The 20270-nt window shown below is 47.0% G+C and carries 8 protein-coding genes; 7 read left to right on the plus strand and 1 reads right to left on the minus strand.

Annotation, left to right across the window (positions count from 1 at the left end; genetic code table 11):
• Positions 1-16: 16 nt before the first annotated feature.
• Positions 17-922 (minus strand): LysR family transcriptional regulator, encoded by a 906-nt coding sequence (locus D791_RS05080; RefSeq protein WP_036508579.1) that lies wholly within the window; start codon positions 920-922, stop codon positions 17-19.
• Positions 923-1057: 135 nt separating this feature from the next.
• On the opposite strand from D791_RS05080, the gene D791_RS05085 reads away from it, so the two are divergent.
• The 7 genes from D791_RS05085 to D791_RS05115 all read left to right on the plus strand — a co-directional run bounded on the left by D791_RS05085 (position 1058) and on the right by D791_RS05115 (position 20245).
• The gene (locus tag D791_RS05085; protein ID WP_036508581.1) at positions 1058-3235 is read left to right on the plus strand and encodes a malate synthase G; all 2178 of its coding nucleotides are present in this window, start codon (positions 1058-1060) and stop codon (positions 3233-3235) included.
• 81 nt (positions 3236-3316) lie between these two features.
• On the plus strand, positions 3317-4996 hold the full coding sequence (locus D791_RS18810; RefSeq protein WP_051514223.1) for an ATP-binding protein: 1680 nt from the start codon (positions 3317-3319) through the stop codon (positions 4994-4996).
• Positions 4997-5016: 20 nt separating this feature from the next.
• Positions 5017-5745 carry a response regulator transcription factor gene (locus tag D791_RS05095; RefSeq protein ID WP_036508583.1) on the plus strand — a complete coding sequence of 243 codons (729 nt, stop codon included), beginning with the start codon at positions 5017-5019 and terminating at the stop codon, positions 5743-5745.
• A gap of 340 nt (positions 5746-6085) precedes the next feature.
• The gene (locus D791_RS05100; RefSeq protein WP_036508585.1) at positions 6086-7654 is read left to right on the plus strand and encodes a hypothetical protein; all 1569 of its coding nucleotides are present in this window, start codon (positions 6086-6088) and stop codon (positions 7652-7654) included.
• Positions 7639-9873 (plus strand): coiled-coil domain-containing protein, encoded by a 2235-nt coding sequence (locus tag D791_RS05105; protein ID WP_036508587.1) that lies wholly within the window; start codon positions 7639-7641, stop codon positions 9871-9873. Before D791_RS05100 ends, D791_RS05105 begins: the two co-directional genes overlap by 16 nt.
• Entirely contained in the window at positions 9858-12647 is a 2790-nt protein-coding gene (locus D791_RS05110; RefSeq protein WP_036508588.1) for a hypothetical protein, read from the plus strand. The genes D791_RS05105 and D791_RS05110 overlap by 16 nt, the downstream gene beginning before the upstream one ends.
• A 14-nt stretch (positions 12648-12661) precedes the next feature.
• A complete protein-coding gene (locus tag D791_RS05115; RefSeq protein ID WP_157682240.1) occupies positions 12662-20245 on the plus strand; it encodes a hypothetical protein in 7584 nt (2527 codons plus the stop codon).
• Positions 20246-20270: the final 25 nt, after the last annotated feature.

A 20270-nucleotide genomic window follows, 5' to 3' on the forward strand; every position in this document is an offset into this window, starting at 1 on the left:
GCCGTGCAGCTCTCTACTAACTTTCCCAATAACCGGGTTCATTATAGGTCCGCTTCAAAAAATCAATAAAGTAGGCAATCTTTGCGGGTAAAAAGCGCTGCTCAGGGTACACCGCCTGAATATTGTATTCAGGCATAGCGTACTCATCTAAAAAAGTCACGAGCTCGCCGGAGTTCAGCTCTTTTTGGATTTCCCAAGTCGAACGCCAACTGATGCCCAGTCCGAGTTTAACCCAGTCATAGAGCAGTTCACTGTCATTGCAGTCTAGATTACCGGAGACTTTGATGGTGACGCGTTTATTGTCGCGAATAAAACTCCAACCGCGATGCTGCCCACCCATTAGATTGAAGGCCAAGCAATTATGCTCGGCTAAGTCTTCTAGTGACTGGGGAGTGCCGTGGCGTTCGAGGTAAAGAGGCGATGCGCAGAGAACGCGCTTATTGGGATAGAGCTGTACAGGTACATAGTTGGGATCTTCAACTGCGCCAATGCGAATGGCAAGGTCGTAGCCTTCGCGCACCAGATCGATCACGCTGTCCGTCAGGTTAAACGAAATGCGCACATCCGGAAACAAGGCCTGAAAAGCAGGGCCATGCGGCGCTACGTGTTTGCGACCAAATCCCGCTGGTGCCGACACCACCAGATGTCCGCGCACATTGTGCCGATTGGCCGTAATGCCCGACTCCAGCGTGTCGAACTGCTTCAGCAGTTGTTGAGCTCCCTCTAAAAACTGCTCGCCAAGGTCGGTCAGTTTCAGGCCACGGGTGGAGCGATGCATAAGTTTGACACCGAGGCGTTTTTCTAAGGCATCTAAACGCCGTCCCATTATAATGGGGGTGACGCCCTCAATGACGGATGCGGCTGCAAAGCTGCCGTGCTCTGCCACCAAGGTAAAGGTTCGAATCTCTGTATATCGGTCCACTCAATACCTCAGGTATCGACAGAAAATAAAAAATTGCTCTTCCAATAGTATACTGCCTTTTTATAGTATCGAATCAACGAGAATCCTAATACAGTGTCATCCTTAGTCATTGTGTGAAAATAAGAGGCGTTATCCATGAGTCAGCAACGAATTCAGGTTGAAAATCTGCAGGTAGCAGAAACACTTTATGATTTCATTAATAATGAAGCGTTACCCGGTACAGGCGTCGATCAAGTTGCTTTCTGGAAAGCCTTCGATCAAATTATCCAAGATCTAGCGCCTAAAAACCGCGAACTGCTCGCGAAGCGTGATGCCATCCAAGCACAACTTGATGAGTGGTACGCTGCTCGTAAAGGTCAGCTTTTAAATATGACCGAGTACAAAGCCTTTTTATCTGAAATTGGCTATCTCTTGCCAGAAGGCGATGATTTCACAGCGACCACCACCAATGTAGACCCAGAAATGGCAACCCTGGCCGGGCCTCAGCTCGTTGTGCCGGTTATGAACGCACGTTATGCGCTGAATGCGGCGAATGCGCGTTGGGGGAGCCTGTATGATGCCTTGTACGGCACCGATGCCATTGGTGAAGACGGCGGTGCTGAAAAAGGAGCAACCTACAATCCTGTGCGTGGGGCTAAGGTAGTCGCTTTTGCACGTCAGTTTTTAGACGATGCCGCCCCCTTGGCCGAAAGCTCGCATGTAGGGGCAAAAGGCTACGCCATCGTAGATGGGGCTTTGCAGGTCACCTTAGTCACGGGTGAAACAGTCGGTTTAAAAATGCCCGATCAACTCGTGGGTTACTTGGGAGATGCATCACAGCCTTCAGCCATCGTATTGCGCCATAATGGCCTGCATTTCGAAATTCAATTTGATGCGAACAGTGTCATAGGTAAAGCTGACAGTGCAGGTATTAAAGATATTTTGATGGAGTCTGCTCTTTCCACCATCATGGATTGTGAGGATTCCATTGCCGCCGTTGATGCAGATGACAAGGTTCAGGTTTACCGCAATTGGTTAGGTTTGATGAAGGGTACCTTGACCGAGAGCATTGAGAAAAACGGCCGTACCTTTGTTCGTGAAATGAACCCAGACCGCGAGTACACAGGCGTTGACGGTCAAACCGTAACCCTTAAAGGCCGCAGTTTGATGTTTGTCCGTAATGTCGGCCACCTGATGACCATCAATGCGATTTTGGACAAAGATGGCAACGAAATTCCAGAAGGCATCATGGACGGTCTTGTGACATCGCTCATCTCCATTCACGATGTGAAAGGATTGGGCAAGTTTAAAAACAGCGTAACAGGCTCTATGTACATCGTTAAGCCAAAAATGCACGGCCCTGAAGAAGTCGCCTTTGCGAATGAACTTTTTGCACGTATTGAAGATGCCTTGGGTCTTGAGCGCTTTACCCTGAAAATGGGCATCATGGATGAAGAGCGTCGCACCACGGTTAACTTGAAAGAGTGTATTCGTGCCGCGAAAGAGCGAGTCGTCTTTATCAACACGGGCTTCTTGGATCGCACGGGCGATGAAATGCACACCTCGATGGAAGCCGGTCCTATGTTGCGTAAAAATGACATGAAGGCCACGCCATGGATTAAAGCCTACGAAGATTGGAACGTTGATAATGGCTTGCTGTGCGGTTTGCAAGGTCGTGCTCAAATCGGTAAAGGCATGTGGGCCATGCCAGATCTGATGGCCAATATGTTAGAGCAAAAAATTGCGCATCCTTTGTCTGGCGCGAATACCGCTTGGGTTCCATCACCCACTGCCGCAACCTTGCATGCGATGCACTATCACAAGGTTGATGTGTTTGCGCGTCAGGAAGAGCTAAAACTACGTGCACGTGCCAGCCTAGATGATATTTTAACCATCCCCGTGGCTGTTGCTCCGAATTGGTCGGCTGAAGAAATTCAGCAAGAATTAGACAACAACGCGCAGGGTATCTTGGGATACGTGGTTCGTTGGGTGGATCAAGGCGTTGGCTGCTCGAAAGTACCCGATATCAACAATGTGGGCTTAATGGAAGACCGTGCAACTTTGCGTATCTCCAGCCAACACATTGCTAACTGGTTGCATCATGGTATCTGTTCGGCAGATCAAGTGATGGAAACCATGAAGCGCATGGCGAAGGTTGTTGACGGTCAAAATGCCAATGATCCCCTGTATCAGCCAATGGCCGCCGACTTTGACAAGAGCGTAGCCTTCAAAGCCGCCTGTGAGCTGGTGTTTGAAGGACGCAAGCAGCCCAATGGTTACACGGAGCCTGTTTTGCATCGCCGTCGTATTGAGGCGAAAGCACTGGCTAAGTAATCGAATCCTGATTAAAGCTGTATAATGAAAGGCACCTACTAAACTAGGTGCCTTTTTTATTGATGCTGAGATGCTAAAACGATGCAGAATCCCTGTGCTTATATTAAGTTTTTCTGTTTGATTTTTTTTAGTTTAATCCTGTCTTTTACAGCTACGGCCAATGTGGTTTTAAATGAGCAGCAACAGGCGTATTTAGCCGAACTGGGGCCCGTCAAAATGTGTGTTGACCCGGATTGGGAGCCTTATGAGCGTCTTTTACCCAATGGGGATTTTGTTGGAATTGCGGCCGATCTTATCCAATTAATTGCACAACGTACCGGTGTCGATCTCAGTGTGTACCCGACAGATGACTGGAATCACAGCTTACAGGCAGCACAAGCAGGTGATTGTCATATAGTTGCCTTTTTAAATAAAACAGAGGCACGCAGTCAGTGGTTGTTATTCACAGAACCTTACTTTAACGATCCGAATGTTTTTATTACGCATCAAGATCATGAGTACATCCCCAATCCCGCAGGTCTAGTGGATAAAGTGGTTGTACTGCCAAAAGGCACCAGTATTGAAGAGTTTGTTCGACGTACCTATCCTAATTTAGTGATCACCGTGGTCGATACTGAAGGAGAAGCGGTGGCGATGGTCGAGCAGAAAAAAGCAGATATGACCATTCGTTCATTAACTATGGCGGCCTATACAATCCGTCAGCAGGGCTTGTTTAATTTAAAAGTGTCAGGCTTACTGCCGAATTTTGATAATCACTTTAGAATCGGCGTTCTTCAGTCAGAACCCTACCTCAGAGACATATTGGATTTGGGGGTCGCCACTATCTCACCCCAAGAAGTTCAAGAAGCATTAAATCGCCATGTATCAATTACTGTGTACCAAGGTATAGATTACAGCTTGGCTTTTAAAACCAGTTTTTTCTTCATTTTTTGTCTGGTGTTGTTTTTATACTGGAACCAGCACCTGAAAAAACTGAATCATGCGCTTTCAAAACAAGACGTGTTACTCAAAGAAAAGGTCAATGAGAAAACGGAGCTGGTGGAAGCGCTCAATCTTACGCGCTTGAGGCTGGAAAATGCTCTTAAGGAGGAGCACGAAGCACGGTTAGAACAACAGCAGTTTATGCGTATGGTTACACATGAATTTAGAACCCCGCTCACTGTGATTCAGACAGGTTTTGAACTTCTCGCACTGCAAACTGATCCTGAACAAAGGGAAAAGACCTTACAAAAACAAAGTCAGGCCACTTCGCAGCTGATTGAGTTGGTGAATAACGCCCTTGTCCAAGATCGATTTGAAAACTCTGCATGGCGTCAACACTCTGAATGGATTGAAACTGAAGAGATCATGCGCTCGCTTAAAGCCTATGCAGGCACGATTTGTTCAAAGAGTTTTACGATTGACATTCAAGTTGAATCAAAAAAGTTTTTGGGCGATAAACAGTTACTCTTGATTGCATTGAATAACCTCGTTGATAATGCGGTTAAATATTCCCCACAGGGGGGTAGGTTGCAACTCAGTGCAGGCCCATTTGAACAAGGTGTTTTGTTTAGGGTCAAAGATCAAGGCATCGGTATACCAATAGAACACCAGTCAACGATTTTTGGTAAGTATCAAAGAGGCGCTGTTGAAGGTGTAGCTGGTTTTGGGCTAGGCTTGTATATAGTCCAGCGTATTGTTCATTTACATAAAGGACGCATTGAATTGATCAGTGACGAAGGACAGGGCAGCGAGTTCAAGCTATGGCTCCCCTTACAATAAAAAATAATAAGGGTCTATGAATGCAAGGTAAACGTATTCTTTTGTTAGAAGATGATCATCATCTGACTGGCATTGTCAGTGAGTTTTTACAGAATTATGGATATGAGGTGACAGTCACCCATACTGGGAAAGCGTTTTCTGATCAGTTAGTCAGCGCGCAATTTGACTTAATCATCATGGATTTGAACTTGCCCGATGCAGATGGAATCGAGCTGCTCTGCTCGATGCGCCAGCATCACAATATGTTGGTGTTTATTGTTTCAGGTCGACAGGGTAGTACTGTCAGACTCGATTGTTTTGAAAAGGGCGCGGATGCCTATATCACCAAACCCTTTAGTTTGTTGGAGCTGGAACTGCAAGTGCGCAATGCGCTTGTGCGTCAAGATCGATATGCTCAACCAGATGCCTCTTCACCTCAGGATGCAAAAGCCATACATCAATATCCGTTATTTGACGGTTGGTATGTGTGTACAAAAACGCAAAGTGTTCAACATAACCAAGACGGTGAAATGAGCTTGACGCAAGGGGAATACCAGCTGTTGCTCTTTTTACTGCGGGCCAATGGTTCGGTGGTTACCCGAGATCAAATTATCGAAGGTTTGTCTGAATCCGCTCGTTTAACCTGCGTCGAATCAGTGAATGCGTTGATCTATCGTATCCGTAAAAAATTCATCAAGCATTGTGGCATCAGTCCATTAGTGACAGTATCGGGAGCAGGGTATCGAGTGGGTCAAAAAGAGCGTTCCTGAGAGGCGTTCTGGCTTGATCTGCTCCGAAAAATGCCACTCAAATATAAATAGATCTGTTTCAAACAAGTATTGATGCGGATCAATTTTCTCCAATAAATCAGCCTCGTTCATTTTTCGTTCATTACCTTTATTGGCTTCCTTTGTTAGAGTCAAGACGCATGGCATATCTCAATTTAAGATAGGTAAAGCCTTGTAAAAACTAAAACTAACGCTTGTTTTGGTTGAACTGAAGAGTGATGCATAAAGCTATTCGTCGGCGGCTATGAATAGCTTTGTGCATCTAAAGTGCCGAAACATGATCATTACTATGACAAAGAATTACTCTTTGGAGAGCGCTCGAATGGAAAATGAAAACCAAGGCTTAAATGTTTCAATTGATACAACTACTCACCAAGATGCACCTGCATTTACAGAGGTGAGCCTGCCTTTGAGCCCAGAAACACACGAAGCGAGTGGGGTGATACCACAATCCCAGAATGAGGCTCTCACAAGTACATTCGAAAAAAACACAGTATTGTTAAAGAGAGCCAAAAAAGAACTTGAGGAAGAAGAGGACGTCTTAAGTCTGGATGAAATGATAGATCCAGCCACTTTAGGTGACTTAACGGCGCAAGTTGTTGCTGCATCAGATGAAATGTCCACTGATGAACCCAGCGCCGACGAGGCGGCTGCGGTGTTGTCTGAGACACCGTCGGCAGGGGGCGTAACAGGCTCAATATCCCCTTTGTTTGTGGGGGCGGGCTTGCTAGCGGGAGTTGCTTTAACCTCGTCAAGTAGCAGCTCTTCCAGTGCCCCTTCGACGCCTGACCCTGTAGAACCGACGCCTGTTGATCCAACTCCCGTTGATCCAACGCCAACCGATCCCACTGACATTATGGAACAAGACCCTAACCCGGGTAATCCACGTGAGGTTGAGGCTGAATCTTTTGTTATACGTTTAGTCGGTACTGAAAATGAAGATGTGTTTGAAATCACTGCGCCAAATGCTACCCGCATTGAAGTCATTGGTGATATCAAAGGCTCCAACGATGATGTGGTCTTTAAGATTAACGATGTCACGGCAGGTAGTCGCGATGTACGAACGATTACGTTAATTACCAACATTGATGGATCAAATAATAAGCTGGTATTCGACTTTGCGGATGCAAATGATGTCGTTAAGTTAGCCGCAGATAGTGACATCAAAGGCTTTAGTAAAATAGAAGTGAAAAATGGTACGTTGGATCTGTCCGGCGTTAATATCTCTGGCATCATTGATATCGAAGTCAACTCGGGCGTGGTGTTGACTCTGTCACAATTTAAAGCGCTGGCATCTTTAGTGAGCGTATCTGGGCATGGTGCGTTAACACTTGAATTGAGTTCTGAAGATGAGTTAGCAGAGTTAGAGGCCTATTTAGCCACGCCAAACCTTACGTTAATAGGCTTTGGTGCCGATGAAACTGGCGGTGTATCGATTCAAATCAACGGCGAACCTGTTGAGAATGCGCAGGTTGATGCCATTATAGAACGCATCGATGCCTTATCTTTTCCATCCATTCCGCAAATTTCAGGATTGATTGATGCTTTACAGCAAAAAATAGCGGCATTAGAGGCTACATCAGGCGCAACGGCGACCGAGTTGGCCTCGTTAAACGCAGCCATCTCCGCACTCGAAGCGGATATCGATGCACTAAAAATCGTTGCTGAAGCGGTTGGTGACACCTTACAAGCTCAAATAGCCACGTTGTCTCAAAAGCTGACAGATGACTTAGCCGCTGCACAAACCACTCTTCAAGCCAATATTGATCAAGTCGCTGCCAATCTATCGACTGAGTTAAACTCAGCTGTAGCTGATCTCCAAGCACAGATTGATGGCCTGAGCACTGACAGCGCGACAGCGCTGATTTGTCGGCCTTGGCTGCTCAATTAGCAGCGACTCAAGCCGATCTCGCCGCTTTAGCGACGCTATCTTCGGCAGGCGATGCTGCGAATGCAGACGCGCTAGCGGCTGAGGTTGCGAACTTGAACAGTGCGTTGGTCAGCGCTCAGACGCAAATGCAAAACAAACTGGATCAAGCGGTTGCCAGTATTAACCTTGAGCTGGCGAATCTGCAAGATCAGATTAACGCTCTAGATGGCGATCAAGCGCTGGAATTGGTGTTGGCACTGCAAGCCGCCTTTGCGGAGGCTGAAGCGAAAATCGCAGTTCTCGAAGCCTTTATCGCATCGGCTGAAGCGGCCGACTTAGCGTCGGCACTGGAAAGCGAAGTGGCAGCACTCTATGCCGCCTTGAGTGACAATGTAGCGACCTTGAACAGTTCATTGGCAGCGCTTCAAGTCAGTCTGCAAACCAATATCGACCAAGTGTCCAGCGATCTGTCTGCAGCCTTGAATGCAGCGATTGCTGATCTTCAAGCGCAAATAGATGGCCTTAGCACTGACAGTGCGACAGCGGCTGATGTATCTGAATTAGCCGCTCAATTAGCTTCGACTCAAGCCGAGCTGGCGGCTTTGGCAACCTTGTCAGCGGCAGGCGATGCCGCGAATGCTGGTGCGCTAGCGGCTGAGGTTGCGAGCTTGAACAGCGCGTTGGTTAGCGCGCAGACGCAAATGCAAAACAAACTGGATCAAGCGGTTGCCAGTATTAACCTTGAGCTGGCGAATCTGCAAGATCAGATTAACGCTCTAGATGGCGATCAAGCGCTGGAATTGGTGTTGGCACTGCAAGCTGCCTTTACTGAAGCTGAAGCGAAAATCGCAGTACTTGAAGCCTTTATCGCATCGGCTGAAGCCGCTGACTTAGCGGCGGCGCTGGAAAGCGAAGTGGCAGCACTCTATGCCGCATTAAGTGACAATGTTGCGACCTTGAACAGCTCACTGACAGCGCTTCAAGTCAGTCTGCAAGCCAATATTGATCAAGTGTCCAACGACCTATCGGCTGCCTTGAATGCGGCGATTGCCGATCTGCAAGCACAAATAGATGGCCTGAGCACTGACAGTGCGACAACGGCTGATTTGTCGGCCTTGGCTGCTCAATTAGCTTCGACTCAAGCCGAGCTGGCGGCTTTGGCAACCTTATCAGCGGCAGGCGATGCCGCGAATGCTGATGCGCTAGCGGCTGAAGTTGCGAGCTTGAACAGCGCGTTGGTCAGCGCGCAGACGCAAATGCAAAACAAACTGGATCAAGCGGTCGCCAGCATTAACGTTGAATTGGCGAATCTGCAAGATCAGATTAATGCTCTAGAAGGTGATCAAGCACTGGAATTGGTGTTGGCACTGCAAGCCGCCTTTGCAGAAGCTGAAGCGAAAATCGCAGTTCTTGAAGCCTTTATCGCATCGGCTGAAGCTGCTGATTTGGCCTCTGCACTGGAAAGCGAAGTGGCGGCACTTTATGCCGCATTAAGTGACAATGTAGCGACCTTGAACAGCTCACTGACAGCGCTTCAAGCTAGCCTGCAAGCCAATATCGACCAAGTGTCCAGCGATCTGTCTGCAGCCTTGAATGCAGCGATTGCTGATCTTCAAGCGCAAATAAATGGCCTTAGCACTGACAGTGCAACAGCGGCTGATGTATCGGCTTTGGCTGCTCAATTAGCAGCGACTCAAGCCGATCTCGCCACCTTAGCGACGCTATCTGCGGCAGGCGATGCTGCGAATGCAGACGCGCTAGCGGCTGAAGTTGCGAACTTGAACAGCGCGTTGGTCAGCGCTCAGACGCAAATGCAAAACAAACTGGATCAAGCGGTCGCCGACATTCATGTTGAATTAGCGAATTTGCAAGATCAGATTAACGCTCTAGATGGCGATCAAGCGCTGGAATTGGTGTTGGCACTGCAAGCCGCCTTTGCAGAAGCTGAAGCGAAAATCGCAGTTCTCGAAGCCTTTATCGCATCGGCTGAAGCCGCTGACTTAGCGGCGGCTCTGGAAAGCGAAGTGGCGGCACTCTATGCCGCCCTGAGTGACAATGTTGTGACCTTGAACAGTTCATTGGCAGCGCTTCAAGCTAGCCTGCAAGCCAATATCGACCAAGTGTCCAGCGATCTGTCTGCTGCTTTGAATGCAGCGATTGCTGATCTGCAAGCGCAAATAGATGGCCTGAGCACTGACAGTGCGACAGCGCTGATTTGTCGGCCTTGGCTGCTCAATTAGCAGCGAATCAGGCCGAGCTGGCGGCTTTGGCAACCTTATCAGCGGCAGGCGATGCCGCGAATGCCGGTGCGCTAGCGGCTGAAGTTTCGAGCTTGAACAGCGCGTTGGTCAGCGCTCAGACGCAAATGCAAAACAAACTGGATCAAGCGGTTGCCAGCATTAACCTTGAGCTGGCGAATTTGCAAGATCAGATTAATGCTCTAGATGGCGATCAAGCGCTGGAATTGGTATTGGCACTGCAAGCTGCCTTTATTGAAGCTGAAGCGAAAATCGCAGTACTTGAAGCTTTTATCGCATCGGCTGAAGCCGCTGACTTAGCGGCGGCGCTGGAAAGCGAAGTGGCGGCACTTTATGCCGCATTAAGTGACAATGTAGCGACCTTGAACAGCTCACTGACAGCGCTTCAAGCTAGCCTGCAAGCCAATATCGATCAAGTGTCCAGCGATCTGTCAACTGCTTTGAATGCAGCGATTGCTGATCTGCAAGCACAAATAGATGGCCTGAGCACTGACAGTGCGACAACGGCTGATTTGTCGGCCTTGGCTGCTCAATTAGCTTCGACTCAAGCCGAGCTGGCGGCTTTGGCAACCTTATCAGCGGCAGGCGATGCTGAAACCCTTGCAACCATGAATGCATCGTTATCAGCGCTTCACACCAGCTTGGTGGCCTACGTTGATCAAGTGTCTAACGATTTGTTTAACTCATTGGATAGCAGCCTGACCAATTTGCATATGCAAATTAATGGTCTGGAAAATGCCACCGCAGCGAACTTGTCTGACTTAGCGGCTGAACTTTCGGCCACTCAAGCCGAACTAGCGGCTTTGGCAACCTTATCGGCGGCAGGCGATGCTGAAATCCTAGCAACCATGAGTGCATCATTGGCAGCGCTTGAAACCAGCCTGGTAGCCTACGTTGATCAAGTGTCTAACGCTTTGTTTAACTCATTGGATAGCAGCCTGACCAATTTACAGATGCAAATTAATGGTCTGGAAAATGCCACCGCAGCGAACTTGTCTGATTTAGCGGCTGAACTTTCGGCCACTCAAGCCGAACTAGCGGCTTTGGCAATCTTATCGGCGGCAGGCGATGCTGAAACCCTTGCAACCATGAATGCATCGCTATCAGCGCTTGAAACCAGCTTGGTAGCCTACGTTGATCAAGTGTCTAACGATTTATTTAACTCCTTGAGTGACAGCCTGACCAATTTACAGATGCAAATTAATGGTCTGGAAAATGCCACCGCAGCGAACTTGTCTGATTTAGCAGCTGAACTGGCTGCGACTAAAGGCGAACTAGCGGCTTTGGCAACTTTGTCAGCAGCAGGCGATGCGGCCAATGCTCAAGCCTTGGCTACTGAAGTGGCAAGCTTAACGTCAGCGCTGGCTGCACTCGAAACCAGTTTAGAAAACAGCATAGTTGAAGCGACGAGCGAACTTTCTGCATCTCTAAATGCAGCGATTGCAGATCTGCAAGCACAAATAAATGGATTAAGCACAGAAAGTGCGACAGCGGCTGATTTATCGGCCCTAGCCGCTCAACTGACAGCCACTCAAGCTGATCTAGATGCTTTGGCAACCTTATCGGCAGCAGGCGATGCAGCGAATGCCAGTGCACTAGCAGCTGAGGTCATCAGCTTAACATCGGCATTAGAGTCATTGGAAACGCATTTACAAGACAGTATTGACCAAGTTTCAAGTAATCTCACAACGGCTCTGAATGCAGCAATTGCTGATCTGCAAGCGCAAATTGATGGCTTGACAACAGACAACGAAACGGTGGCTGTGGATTTAGAGGCTTTAACTGAAGAAATTGAGACCCTCAAACAAGAGATAGACGATTTAAAATTAGCGCTAGGCGTTGATACGGGATTGTCGGACACACTTGAGGATCTTCAAGACCAAATTACCGACCTTCAAGCACAAATTGATGATTTAAAAGCGGCATTAGAGGCACTCCAGCCGCCCACTGATCCTTTCGAAGGCGACACCTTGGTTTTCACGGTTGCTGAGCTTTTTGGCAGCAATGGCACGGCTTCAGTCAACATCATTGCAGAGGCACTGCTGGACGCACTGGCAAACTATGACGCCAGTACCATCACCATCAAAGTGACTGAGCCTCTGACGGTTGCGCAAGCCACAGCGCTGTCACAAGCGGGCTTAGTGGCAGGAGCAGACAAGGTCGAATACGACATACGCGACTATGCGACAACGGTGCAAGCGGCCCTCGCCAATCCAGATCAAAGCTTAGCATTAGTCGGTGCAGGCCAAGTTGTTGCCATTGGCAATGAGTTGAATAACACCCTTGATATGGCGGCCATGACCTCGGATATCAATCTTCGTGTCGAACTGGACGATGGCAACGACACCTATTTTGCAGGTCGCGGTGATGAAACCATCGTTGGTGGTGCCGGTGCTGATACCATCTATTTGACTCACCGTGACGGGTCGGTGGATACGGTTGTTTATCAGAGCATTCTAGATGGACAAGTGCTGCCAAGTGCCAGTATTGCTTTCTCAATGGATGAATCTGATTATCGTGAAGGGACGGTGTTAACTCTGACGGTTAATGGACACTCTTACTCCTATACTCTTGAAAAAGGAGAAACGTCGGAGGTTGGACTTCAGGCATTAGCCGATTTGCTAACGACGTCTTCATCTATCATGGGAGTCACAGTTAATGCAGATGAAGCTAAGTTAACAGTGTTTGTGGCTTCAAGCCTCTGCAGTTATCCGGTGGACATAACGGTACCGAAGCCATCGTCAATGATGGGTTAAAAACGCAAGTGGTTGTGAATTTTTCAAGCAATGATCAAGACTATCCTGCTAATACCAATGGTACCAATACAACAGAATTTACGCGTTATTTGAGTGTGACCATTAGTGGCGTGGTCATTAAAGCCGAGGTTGTTGCGGGAGATGCTAATGCGTCTGTTACTGCTTTAGTCGCTGCAATTAATGCGGCACGTTCAGTTGAGGATGAAACAACTCTTGTTGAGGAGGGTATTTATTTAGGCGATATTATCGACGAGGCGAGCGCTCAAGGAACTACAATTACCTTGACTGCTTTGAAAGTTGGAGAGACTGATGGGCCAACTTTTAGTGTGCAAGAAGCAAGCATTGATGTACCGGGTGTGCAGCAAGAGGTAAGTGTTCAGTTTAGCTTGGATGATACTTACTACTATGAAGGCGGCGAGCTACGTATTAAAATCAATGATGACACGATTGCAGTCGAGATGGTCGCTGGCGATGCTAAGGCAACAATAGAGAAGTTGAAACAAGCGATAGCGGACCAAGGTCTTGGTAGCCTTGAGTCCATTGGATTTAGTGTCACAGATTTTACAGTCAAGCCGACAGCTCGTACGGGATTAGCCAATAATATTCTTAGCTTTTCAGCAAATGATTTAGATCTTAGCAGTGCTGCGGGTATTCAAATCCTACAAACAGGTTCAAGTGTTTTTAGATCATCTACTGCTGGGAGTATTGGGTTTAATTTCCATTTATTAGAAAATGCAATATACGAAGATGTGAATGCGTTAGTGACTGCTATTAATGCTATTTTAAGTTCGGATCCTGCTTATCGATTAACAGCAAGTTACAATAGTGAGTTTAACTCGTTAGACTTTCAGGTGACCTCAGGTGGATTTAACGCACTTATCCCTGTCTCTGCACTGACATTCAAGGGACAAGTAACTGATGGCATTACCCTTCTATCCAGCACCGAAGGCGAAGATACCCTAAGTATTACAGCTGAAATGGATTATGCCGGTGAGGCACAGCAAGCAACGCTTGAGTTGAACAGCAACTCGGGCAAATACACAGGATTTACCTTCGATAACGATGATATCGGCCCAGGCAATGACCGTGCGGCTGATGTCTATTTTGAAGACGGTAAGGTGTGGATCACGATTACCCCATTAGATGCCAACGGTGAGAAGGATACAGTGAATGCTGTCCGCATTTCGGCTGAAATGGGTGCAAACGCGGCTGAAACGCAGGCGAATTTGGTTGATGCAATTAATGAAAAAGTGAATGGATCAATTATCCCAGCAACACCCAATACATATACCTTGTCTAATTCAAACTATCCAAGCGGAGAACTACAAGAAAGTTATCTGTTAAATGGTTTTTTTCATTTAATTACTTTTAATGATGGAATTAATAATATAAACGCAGACTATTTGAGTGGGCATGTAAAAACGTTAGCTGAACATATAGCTGATTTAAATGCACACTTCTCTTCATTGAGTATAGATGCAACAGCTGAAATTGTTGATAACTCGGTTCTAGTAGTCAAAACACCTTTAACACTCACATTTATGAGGTCTGATGTTTTCTTTCAAGTTGAACAAGGCTATCCATTGGGCTCGATAATACTGACGGTTTCTAGCTCTGTGTTAGGTTCACCCGAATCCTTAGATCAACCAGACCCAGTGCTATCCCAGCTCTTGGCTGGAGCCGAGGTATCTGAAAATGGCATCACCTTAACGGCCAAAGACAACGCCAAGCAAACCTTCGAAATCAGCGATATTACGCTGGATTACCAAGGCGTGAAGCAAATTGCAACGGCGACCTTTACTACGTCGGATGCGGCCTATTATCAGGGTGGACGCATTACTTTAGAGCTGAAATTGGGTGATGGAGATTCCATCACCTTCGAAGTGCCAATGAAAGCAAATGAGGGACCCGCATTTGAAACATTAAATGATCTCAAAGCGCTATTAGATGCCGCGATCAATGATGATACTCATGATCAGTACATAGGCGATGTCATCGGTGCTATTCACTTTAATGAAAGCACTGGCGAATTCACTCTCGTTTCAAAAGAGAGTGTAAAAGAAGCCTTCACCATTGAAAAAGCCACCATCTCAATCGAGCCTGTGCAGCAACAAGCGACGGCCACCTTTAGCAATGATGAGGCTGACTACTATGTGGGTGGATCAATTGGTTTAACCGTCAATGGTAAGTCGTATGTGCAGGATATGCACATAAAAAATCACTTAGAGCTCGTTATAAAATTTGCGGAAGGAGGAGACTCTTTACTTACCTTAGATTCGATAATGACACCCATTTGGTCGAATTTTGGGCTTATGATTGATGAAGTAAGTTACATCTATAATCCCCGACCAGCAGATGATCTTAGGTTGTCGGCTTTCTTGGACTGGCTTGAAGACTTACCAAGCGTTGAAAATGTCTTTTTTAATACAATAGATAATGAGATTAATATTGTATTTAATGAAAATGTTATAAGTGATGAAGTTGTTTTGTTGGATTATATTAGGTTGGAGGTTTCTGAGTCATATGAAGATCCATTTAGGCTTGAGCTTAATGGAGCCAATTTAATTGGCGCAGTTGATTTTAAGCAAGAAGATCCTATTGTATTGACGCTTAATAAATTAAAGGATCAGATTGAGAGTGATGTAGAGCTTCTGAATTTAGAGTCTATTACCCTTAACGGCTCAACCTTCACCTTCACAGCGAAAGATGCGGAAGATGGCTATGGTGAAATCAATATCACCGACGTCTTTAAAACGCTTCCTGCACAGGCACAAATCACCGAAGTCGACTTCAGTGGTGTATTGCCGCAAAGCGTGCTTGGTGGCGAGCAGCCTGAGGTCAGTTTAGGCATCGCTGGCACCCAAATCACCGCCAAGGCGGGTACGGATGACAATGCCACTGTCATTAATCTTGCTCAAGCTCTTATAGATGCACGTGATGGGGTCTTTGAAAGCAATAGAGTAGCACAAGGAATTGCCTCAGAACCCGCTGTGTTGCGCATTGTGCTTCCAGAAGGTGTTAGCCTTGATTCAATTCTATCCTCTGATCAAAGCTATCCTTTCTTTGAAATAGCGATCAACAATGGTTCCATGCAACCATTCAGTTGGCATGATTCGAATGATTATCCCGGTGTCAATGGCACTGCTACGTTTGCGGAGTTCATTGACTATTTAAATGCAGGGTTATCTCCAGATGCATCGGTAGAGTTTGATGCGGATTCGAATGAGCTTGTCCTGACAAGCACTAGCGTCGGTGAGTCGGCTGCACTGACATTAAGTGAGTTCCGTATCAGTGGCTTTGTGGAAAAGGCAGAGTTGTCTGATGGTGTCGATGTCGGGCCGCTAGAAGCTGAGGGAAGCGATGGCAATGGCTCCAGTACGATTAAAATAGGACTTCCTGATCTTTTTGGGCCTACAGACGGATCACACCCTATCTTTGGCCTTGCAGCAAACTATCATTCAAACTTCAACCTTGTAATATCAATCAATTATGCAGGCGAGGAGTTAAATCTTCAGTTTGTGATGAAAGATGATATATATGGCGATGATAGCTTTTTAGCGGGCTATAGTTTGAGCGTTACGGGTGATGGAATTGACCAAGTTCGATATTTCGATGGCTTAGGTACTCAAAATTACAGCCTCTCTGAAGCAATAGGGTATATGAATGGTCAATTGGACAGTATTTTAACTGCTTTAGAATTGCCCGATCTAGATATTATGTATGATGAAGGTGGTATTGTCTTAATCGCAGCAGAGGGTGAATCACTTGCTCTGCTGAATAATAGTTCTGGGCATGCATTTAGTATTTATGGAAATATGCCACTTGATAACGACATCTATGAATTTACAATGGATCAAGATGGAGTTCTTGTTGAAAACTTCCACCCTGAATATAGTTTAACACTTGATGTGGTAGAGTCTTCTGGTGGAACATTACCGGCTAAAATCACCCTAGAGTTAGAAAATGTAAATGAACAAGACTTCATCCAATCCGGCTCAAGTGTCACGCTGCGCTTAACGATTAATGATGGCGAAGATGAGTATCCATTTGAGATAGTAGAGACGCTTCAAGCAGATACGACCATGGCCCAACTAGCCGAGTTGTTTACGCAAGCGCTAGAGGGTAAGGCCACGGTAGAGTTTGACGAGAGTCTAAATGCCTTTGTCATCACATCCGATGCCACAGGTGCAGAGGTTTCGATCAACTTGACTGAATTTAGCTTGCCAGCAATATACAATTCAGACTTCACAGTAATCGATCAGTTAGAAATTTATGTTTTGCATGGCTCCGCACAAGGCAGCGAATACTTCGCCCTAATAGGTGAACAGCCTCTGTCGGCTGATGACGCCCTCAGCTTTGAACGGATCGAAGGCACTTTAATCATCAATGGCACTGAGGTCGTTATTGACTTTATGCCGACTCAAGCCAGCGATGGGGCTAAAACGGGCTCCAGCGTTCAAGATTTTATCGACTACCTTAACAGCTTCACGCTTGTAGAGTCCGTTGAGTTAATCAATGGTGTCATTGCTATCACGCCTGTCGTTAACCCTGATGGGCCAACGACAATCGACGCAAATCTGAGCTTCAATGTTCAAACGGACCGCTATGCCGAAGCGGATTACAGCAATGCAGTCGTTGATCTTACGGGCGCAGAGGCCGTAGCCTTTGAGCCAGCTGAACCTGCAGCCTTAACCATCGACTTCTTCTACACAGGTACACCGACCAGCTTTACCAACTTCGATATTCGTTTGAACGTGAATGATGGCCCGCTTTTACAGGCTCAGGGAGTGATCGCAGCAGGGTCTTCGTTGGCTGACATAGCGACTGCACTGAATGCCAGCTCAGCGTTTAGCGGTAGTGTTGTGTTTGAAGCGGTTGGTAGCGATCAGTTGATTGCACGTACTGTCGAGACCGGTGCTGAGGCGAAGCTGTCTTTTGTGAGTGCAAGCCTCTTTACGGATGTGGGTGCGGGTACGGGCGTGGCAAATGACTCACCTGCCAATGGCAAAGATGAGGTCCTAGCTGAAGACGCGAAAAACGCCAGTGTGCTCTTGACTGAGTTTGCCAACCTGAAAGAGACCGCAGTGCTCAAAGACGGCGATTATGACGTTGCGCTTTTAATTAATGGTCAACCAGTTACTGAACAGTTCAATGCCACTGGCGATGTGACAGTGACCGATTATTTAGCGTTCATTGAGTCAGCTTTGCAAGGAATGGCAACTGTTGAACTGACGGCCGATGGCTTACAAATCACGACCCTTGCCACTGGTGATCTAGCCAGTATCGAGATCGCAGCGGGCGGTTTGTCATTAACGACCTTTGCCGTGCCTGTTGCGGCCATTGCTGATAGCGTTGGCAAGGTTAACGTTGACGGCACAACCTTGATTCTTACAGGTAAAAACCCGGGTCCAGATCAAATGAATGTGGATGATCAGGGCTACACCTATCAGGTGATTGATCCAGATCTGAGCCGAGTGCAAGTGATCGATTTGAACTTCTCAAATTCACAGTTGGACAATGTCAGCACCACGCCGAAAGGCACTCTGATTAGTGTCACTGTAGATGGCATTACGTCCTCCGTGAAGCTCTGGGATGGCACTGATCCGGAAGATGCAGTTACACATGTCAATGTTGCAGGTCTGACCAGCGCACGTTCAGAAGTGCTTGTTGCAGCCTTAAAAGCACAGATGATTTTGGATCATGGGTTGTCTTCCGCCCCATCAGAGAGCCAGTTAGGGATGGTATTACAGGGGTTTGTTAATATCGCGACAGGTGAGTTTGAGGAATCAGCGAACTCGAATAGTCTGCGGTTAGTGTCCGGTGAGTTTGGGCCGAACAGCTTGGGCAGTATTGCCGAAGGCAGTATCAGCGTTCTTGTTGTCAATGCGGCAAATGTAACCTTGACCAACGCAGTGTCAGCTGAAACTGTTGAAGAGGGCACCTTTGTATTTAAGGATGAAACATCCAGTCTTAAGGTCTTTGATAAAACTCATGAACCTGGCAGTCAGTATGCGCAAACAGGTCAGGATGCCGCAGTGGTTAACTACAATGATTCAGCCAGTGGCAGTGCAGCAGGCTCGGACTATTTATTGACGCTGTTGGGCGATAATCTTGCAAACTTTATAGATGGCTATACCAGTGGGCTGTCTTTGAGCCAATTGTTTGATCAATATGGCATCAACAAAGACTACCTCTACGATGAGTATGCATTGGGTGAGTATACAAATACAGCACCTGATGACTCATTTGCCTCAGTGACGGTGACAGAGTTGGCAGGCTTAGTCTCCGGTGGACGCACGGCAAGTGATTACGCGCTGAAAGCCGGTAGCTACAGCTTCACTATCCAGATTGATGATCGTGAAGCTGTTGAGATTGAATTTACAGCGGGGACTAGCCGTTCACTTGCTGACTTGATCAAAGAGTTACGGGATCAAGTGAATGTAAATTGGATACATAACATTGCCACCATTGAGTTAACACAAGAGGGTTTGGTGATTACATCAAGCGACTCAGGTGCAAGCTCTGCGGTCAGTTTCTCATCTGATACGCCTCTGTTCATACAGTCGGTGGCGATGCTCAATGGTTTGCTGGATATCAATGATCAAGTTAAGGAGGGTGTTGAAGCGAAAGATGTTGATGAAGCTTGGGTTAATCCTGGCACGGATCACAACAATGACTTCGAAAACGCATCTTACTATGGGGATTCACCTCTTTCAGGAGAGAATAATGAAGGTGTGCAGCAAACGCATACCAACCCTGAATCAGGGTATGTAGCCGATGCCCATTCACCTAATCCTGATGCTGGCAATACAAATCAAGGTGATGACTCCTTATTTGGATCGGATCCAGGAATCTACACGGATGCAGGCTTAGTGACGGACTATTTAAATGGCGGAACGCAAAACGGCGATGGCGTCTACACTTCAATTGATGACAAGGATCTCACCACGATCATTACAGAGACAGAAACGGTCGAAGGTGAGGACGCGAGTGAGTTAACCGCGAGCGATTCTGAAGACTTGGACATCGAGGTCGTTGAAGAAGGATTTGCTGAATATGCTTGGGATGACTCAGTCGTCGCTGTTCTCAGTAGCGGTATCTCGGGCCCTGATGTGATTCATCACTTCCAAGTTGAGCATGATTTGATTGCCTTAGAAGGTGATCTGTTGCAATCGACGGTCAGTGGTGAGGTTGAATATCAAACCAGTGTGACGAATCCAGATGGAGAGGTATTGGCATTTGGCTTTGATCTCAGTGAAACTGAGTTCGGTTTCATCAGTGCGGCGCATAATCAAGCGGCAAATACGACCGTTGCGGCGGCGGATTTGACCAATGCTGAGAAAGTGGCAGACTTGCTAAACGATCTGTTTAACTTCAACGCTGTTACCGACAATCATGAGATCAACACCTCGATCTTTGCCGTTGCGGCGGCTGACAATGCCGATGTGACCGCCATTTGGGCGCATCAGCAATCCTCAACGGATGACAGTAGTGTGGAATCCTACGAGATGAAACTCTTGGCGTTGGTGAATACCACGGGAGGTGAGTTAACCGCTGAAAACTTCTTGCCGCAACCGTCTGAGCAACTCTTGGGTTAATGAAGTTTAGTCGTTAGTGCCATCA

This window comes from Nitrincola nitratireducens (assembly GCF_000585235.1).
GTDB classification, from domain to species: Bacteria; Pseudomonadota; Gammaproteobacteria; order Pseudomonadales; family Balneatricaceae; genus Nitrincola; species Nitrincola alkalisediminis.

Bases quoted from the DNA above. Each gene is read 5' to 3' on its own strand.
- D791_RS05085 (WP_036508581.1), top strand. From the start codon at position 1,058: ATGAGTCAGCAACGAATTCAGGTTGAAAATCTGCAGGTAGCAGAAACA.
- D791_RS18810 (WP_051514223.1), top strand. From the start codon at position 3,317: ATGCAGAATCCCTGTGCTTATATTAAGTTTTTCTGTTTGATTTTTTTT.
- D791_RS05095 (WP_036508583.1), top strand. From the start codon at position 5,017: ATGCAAGGTAAACGTATTCTTTTGTTAGAAGATGATCATCATCTGACT.
- D791_RS05100 (WP_036508585.1), top strand. From the start codon at position 6,086: ATGGAAAATGAAAACCAAGGCTTAAATGTTTCAATTGATACAACTACT.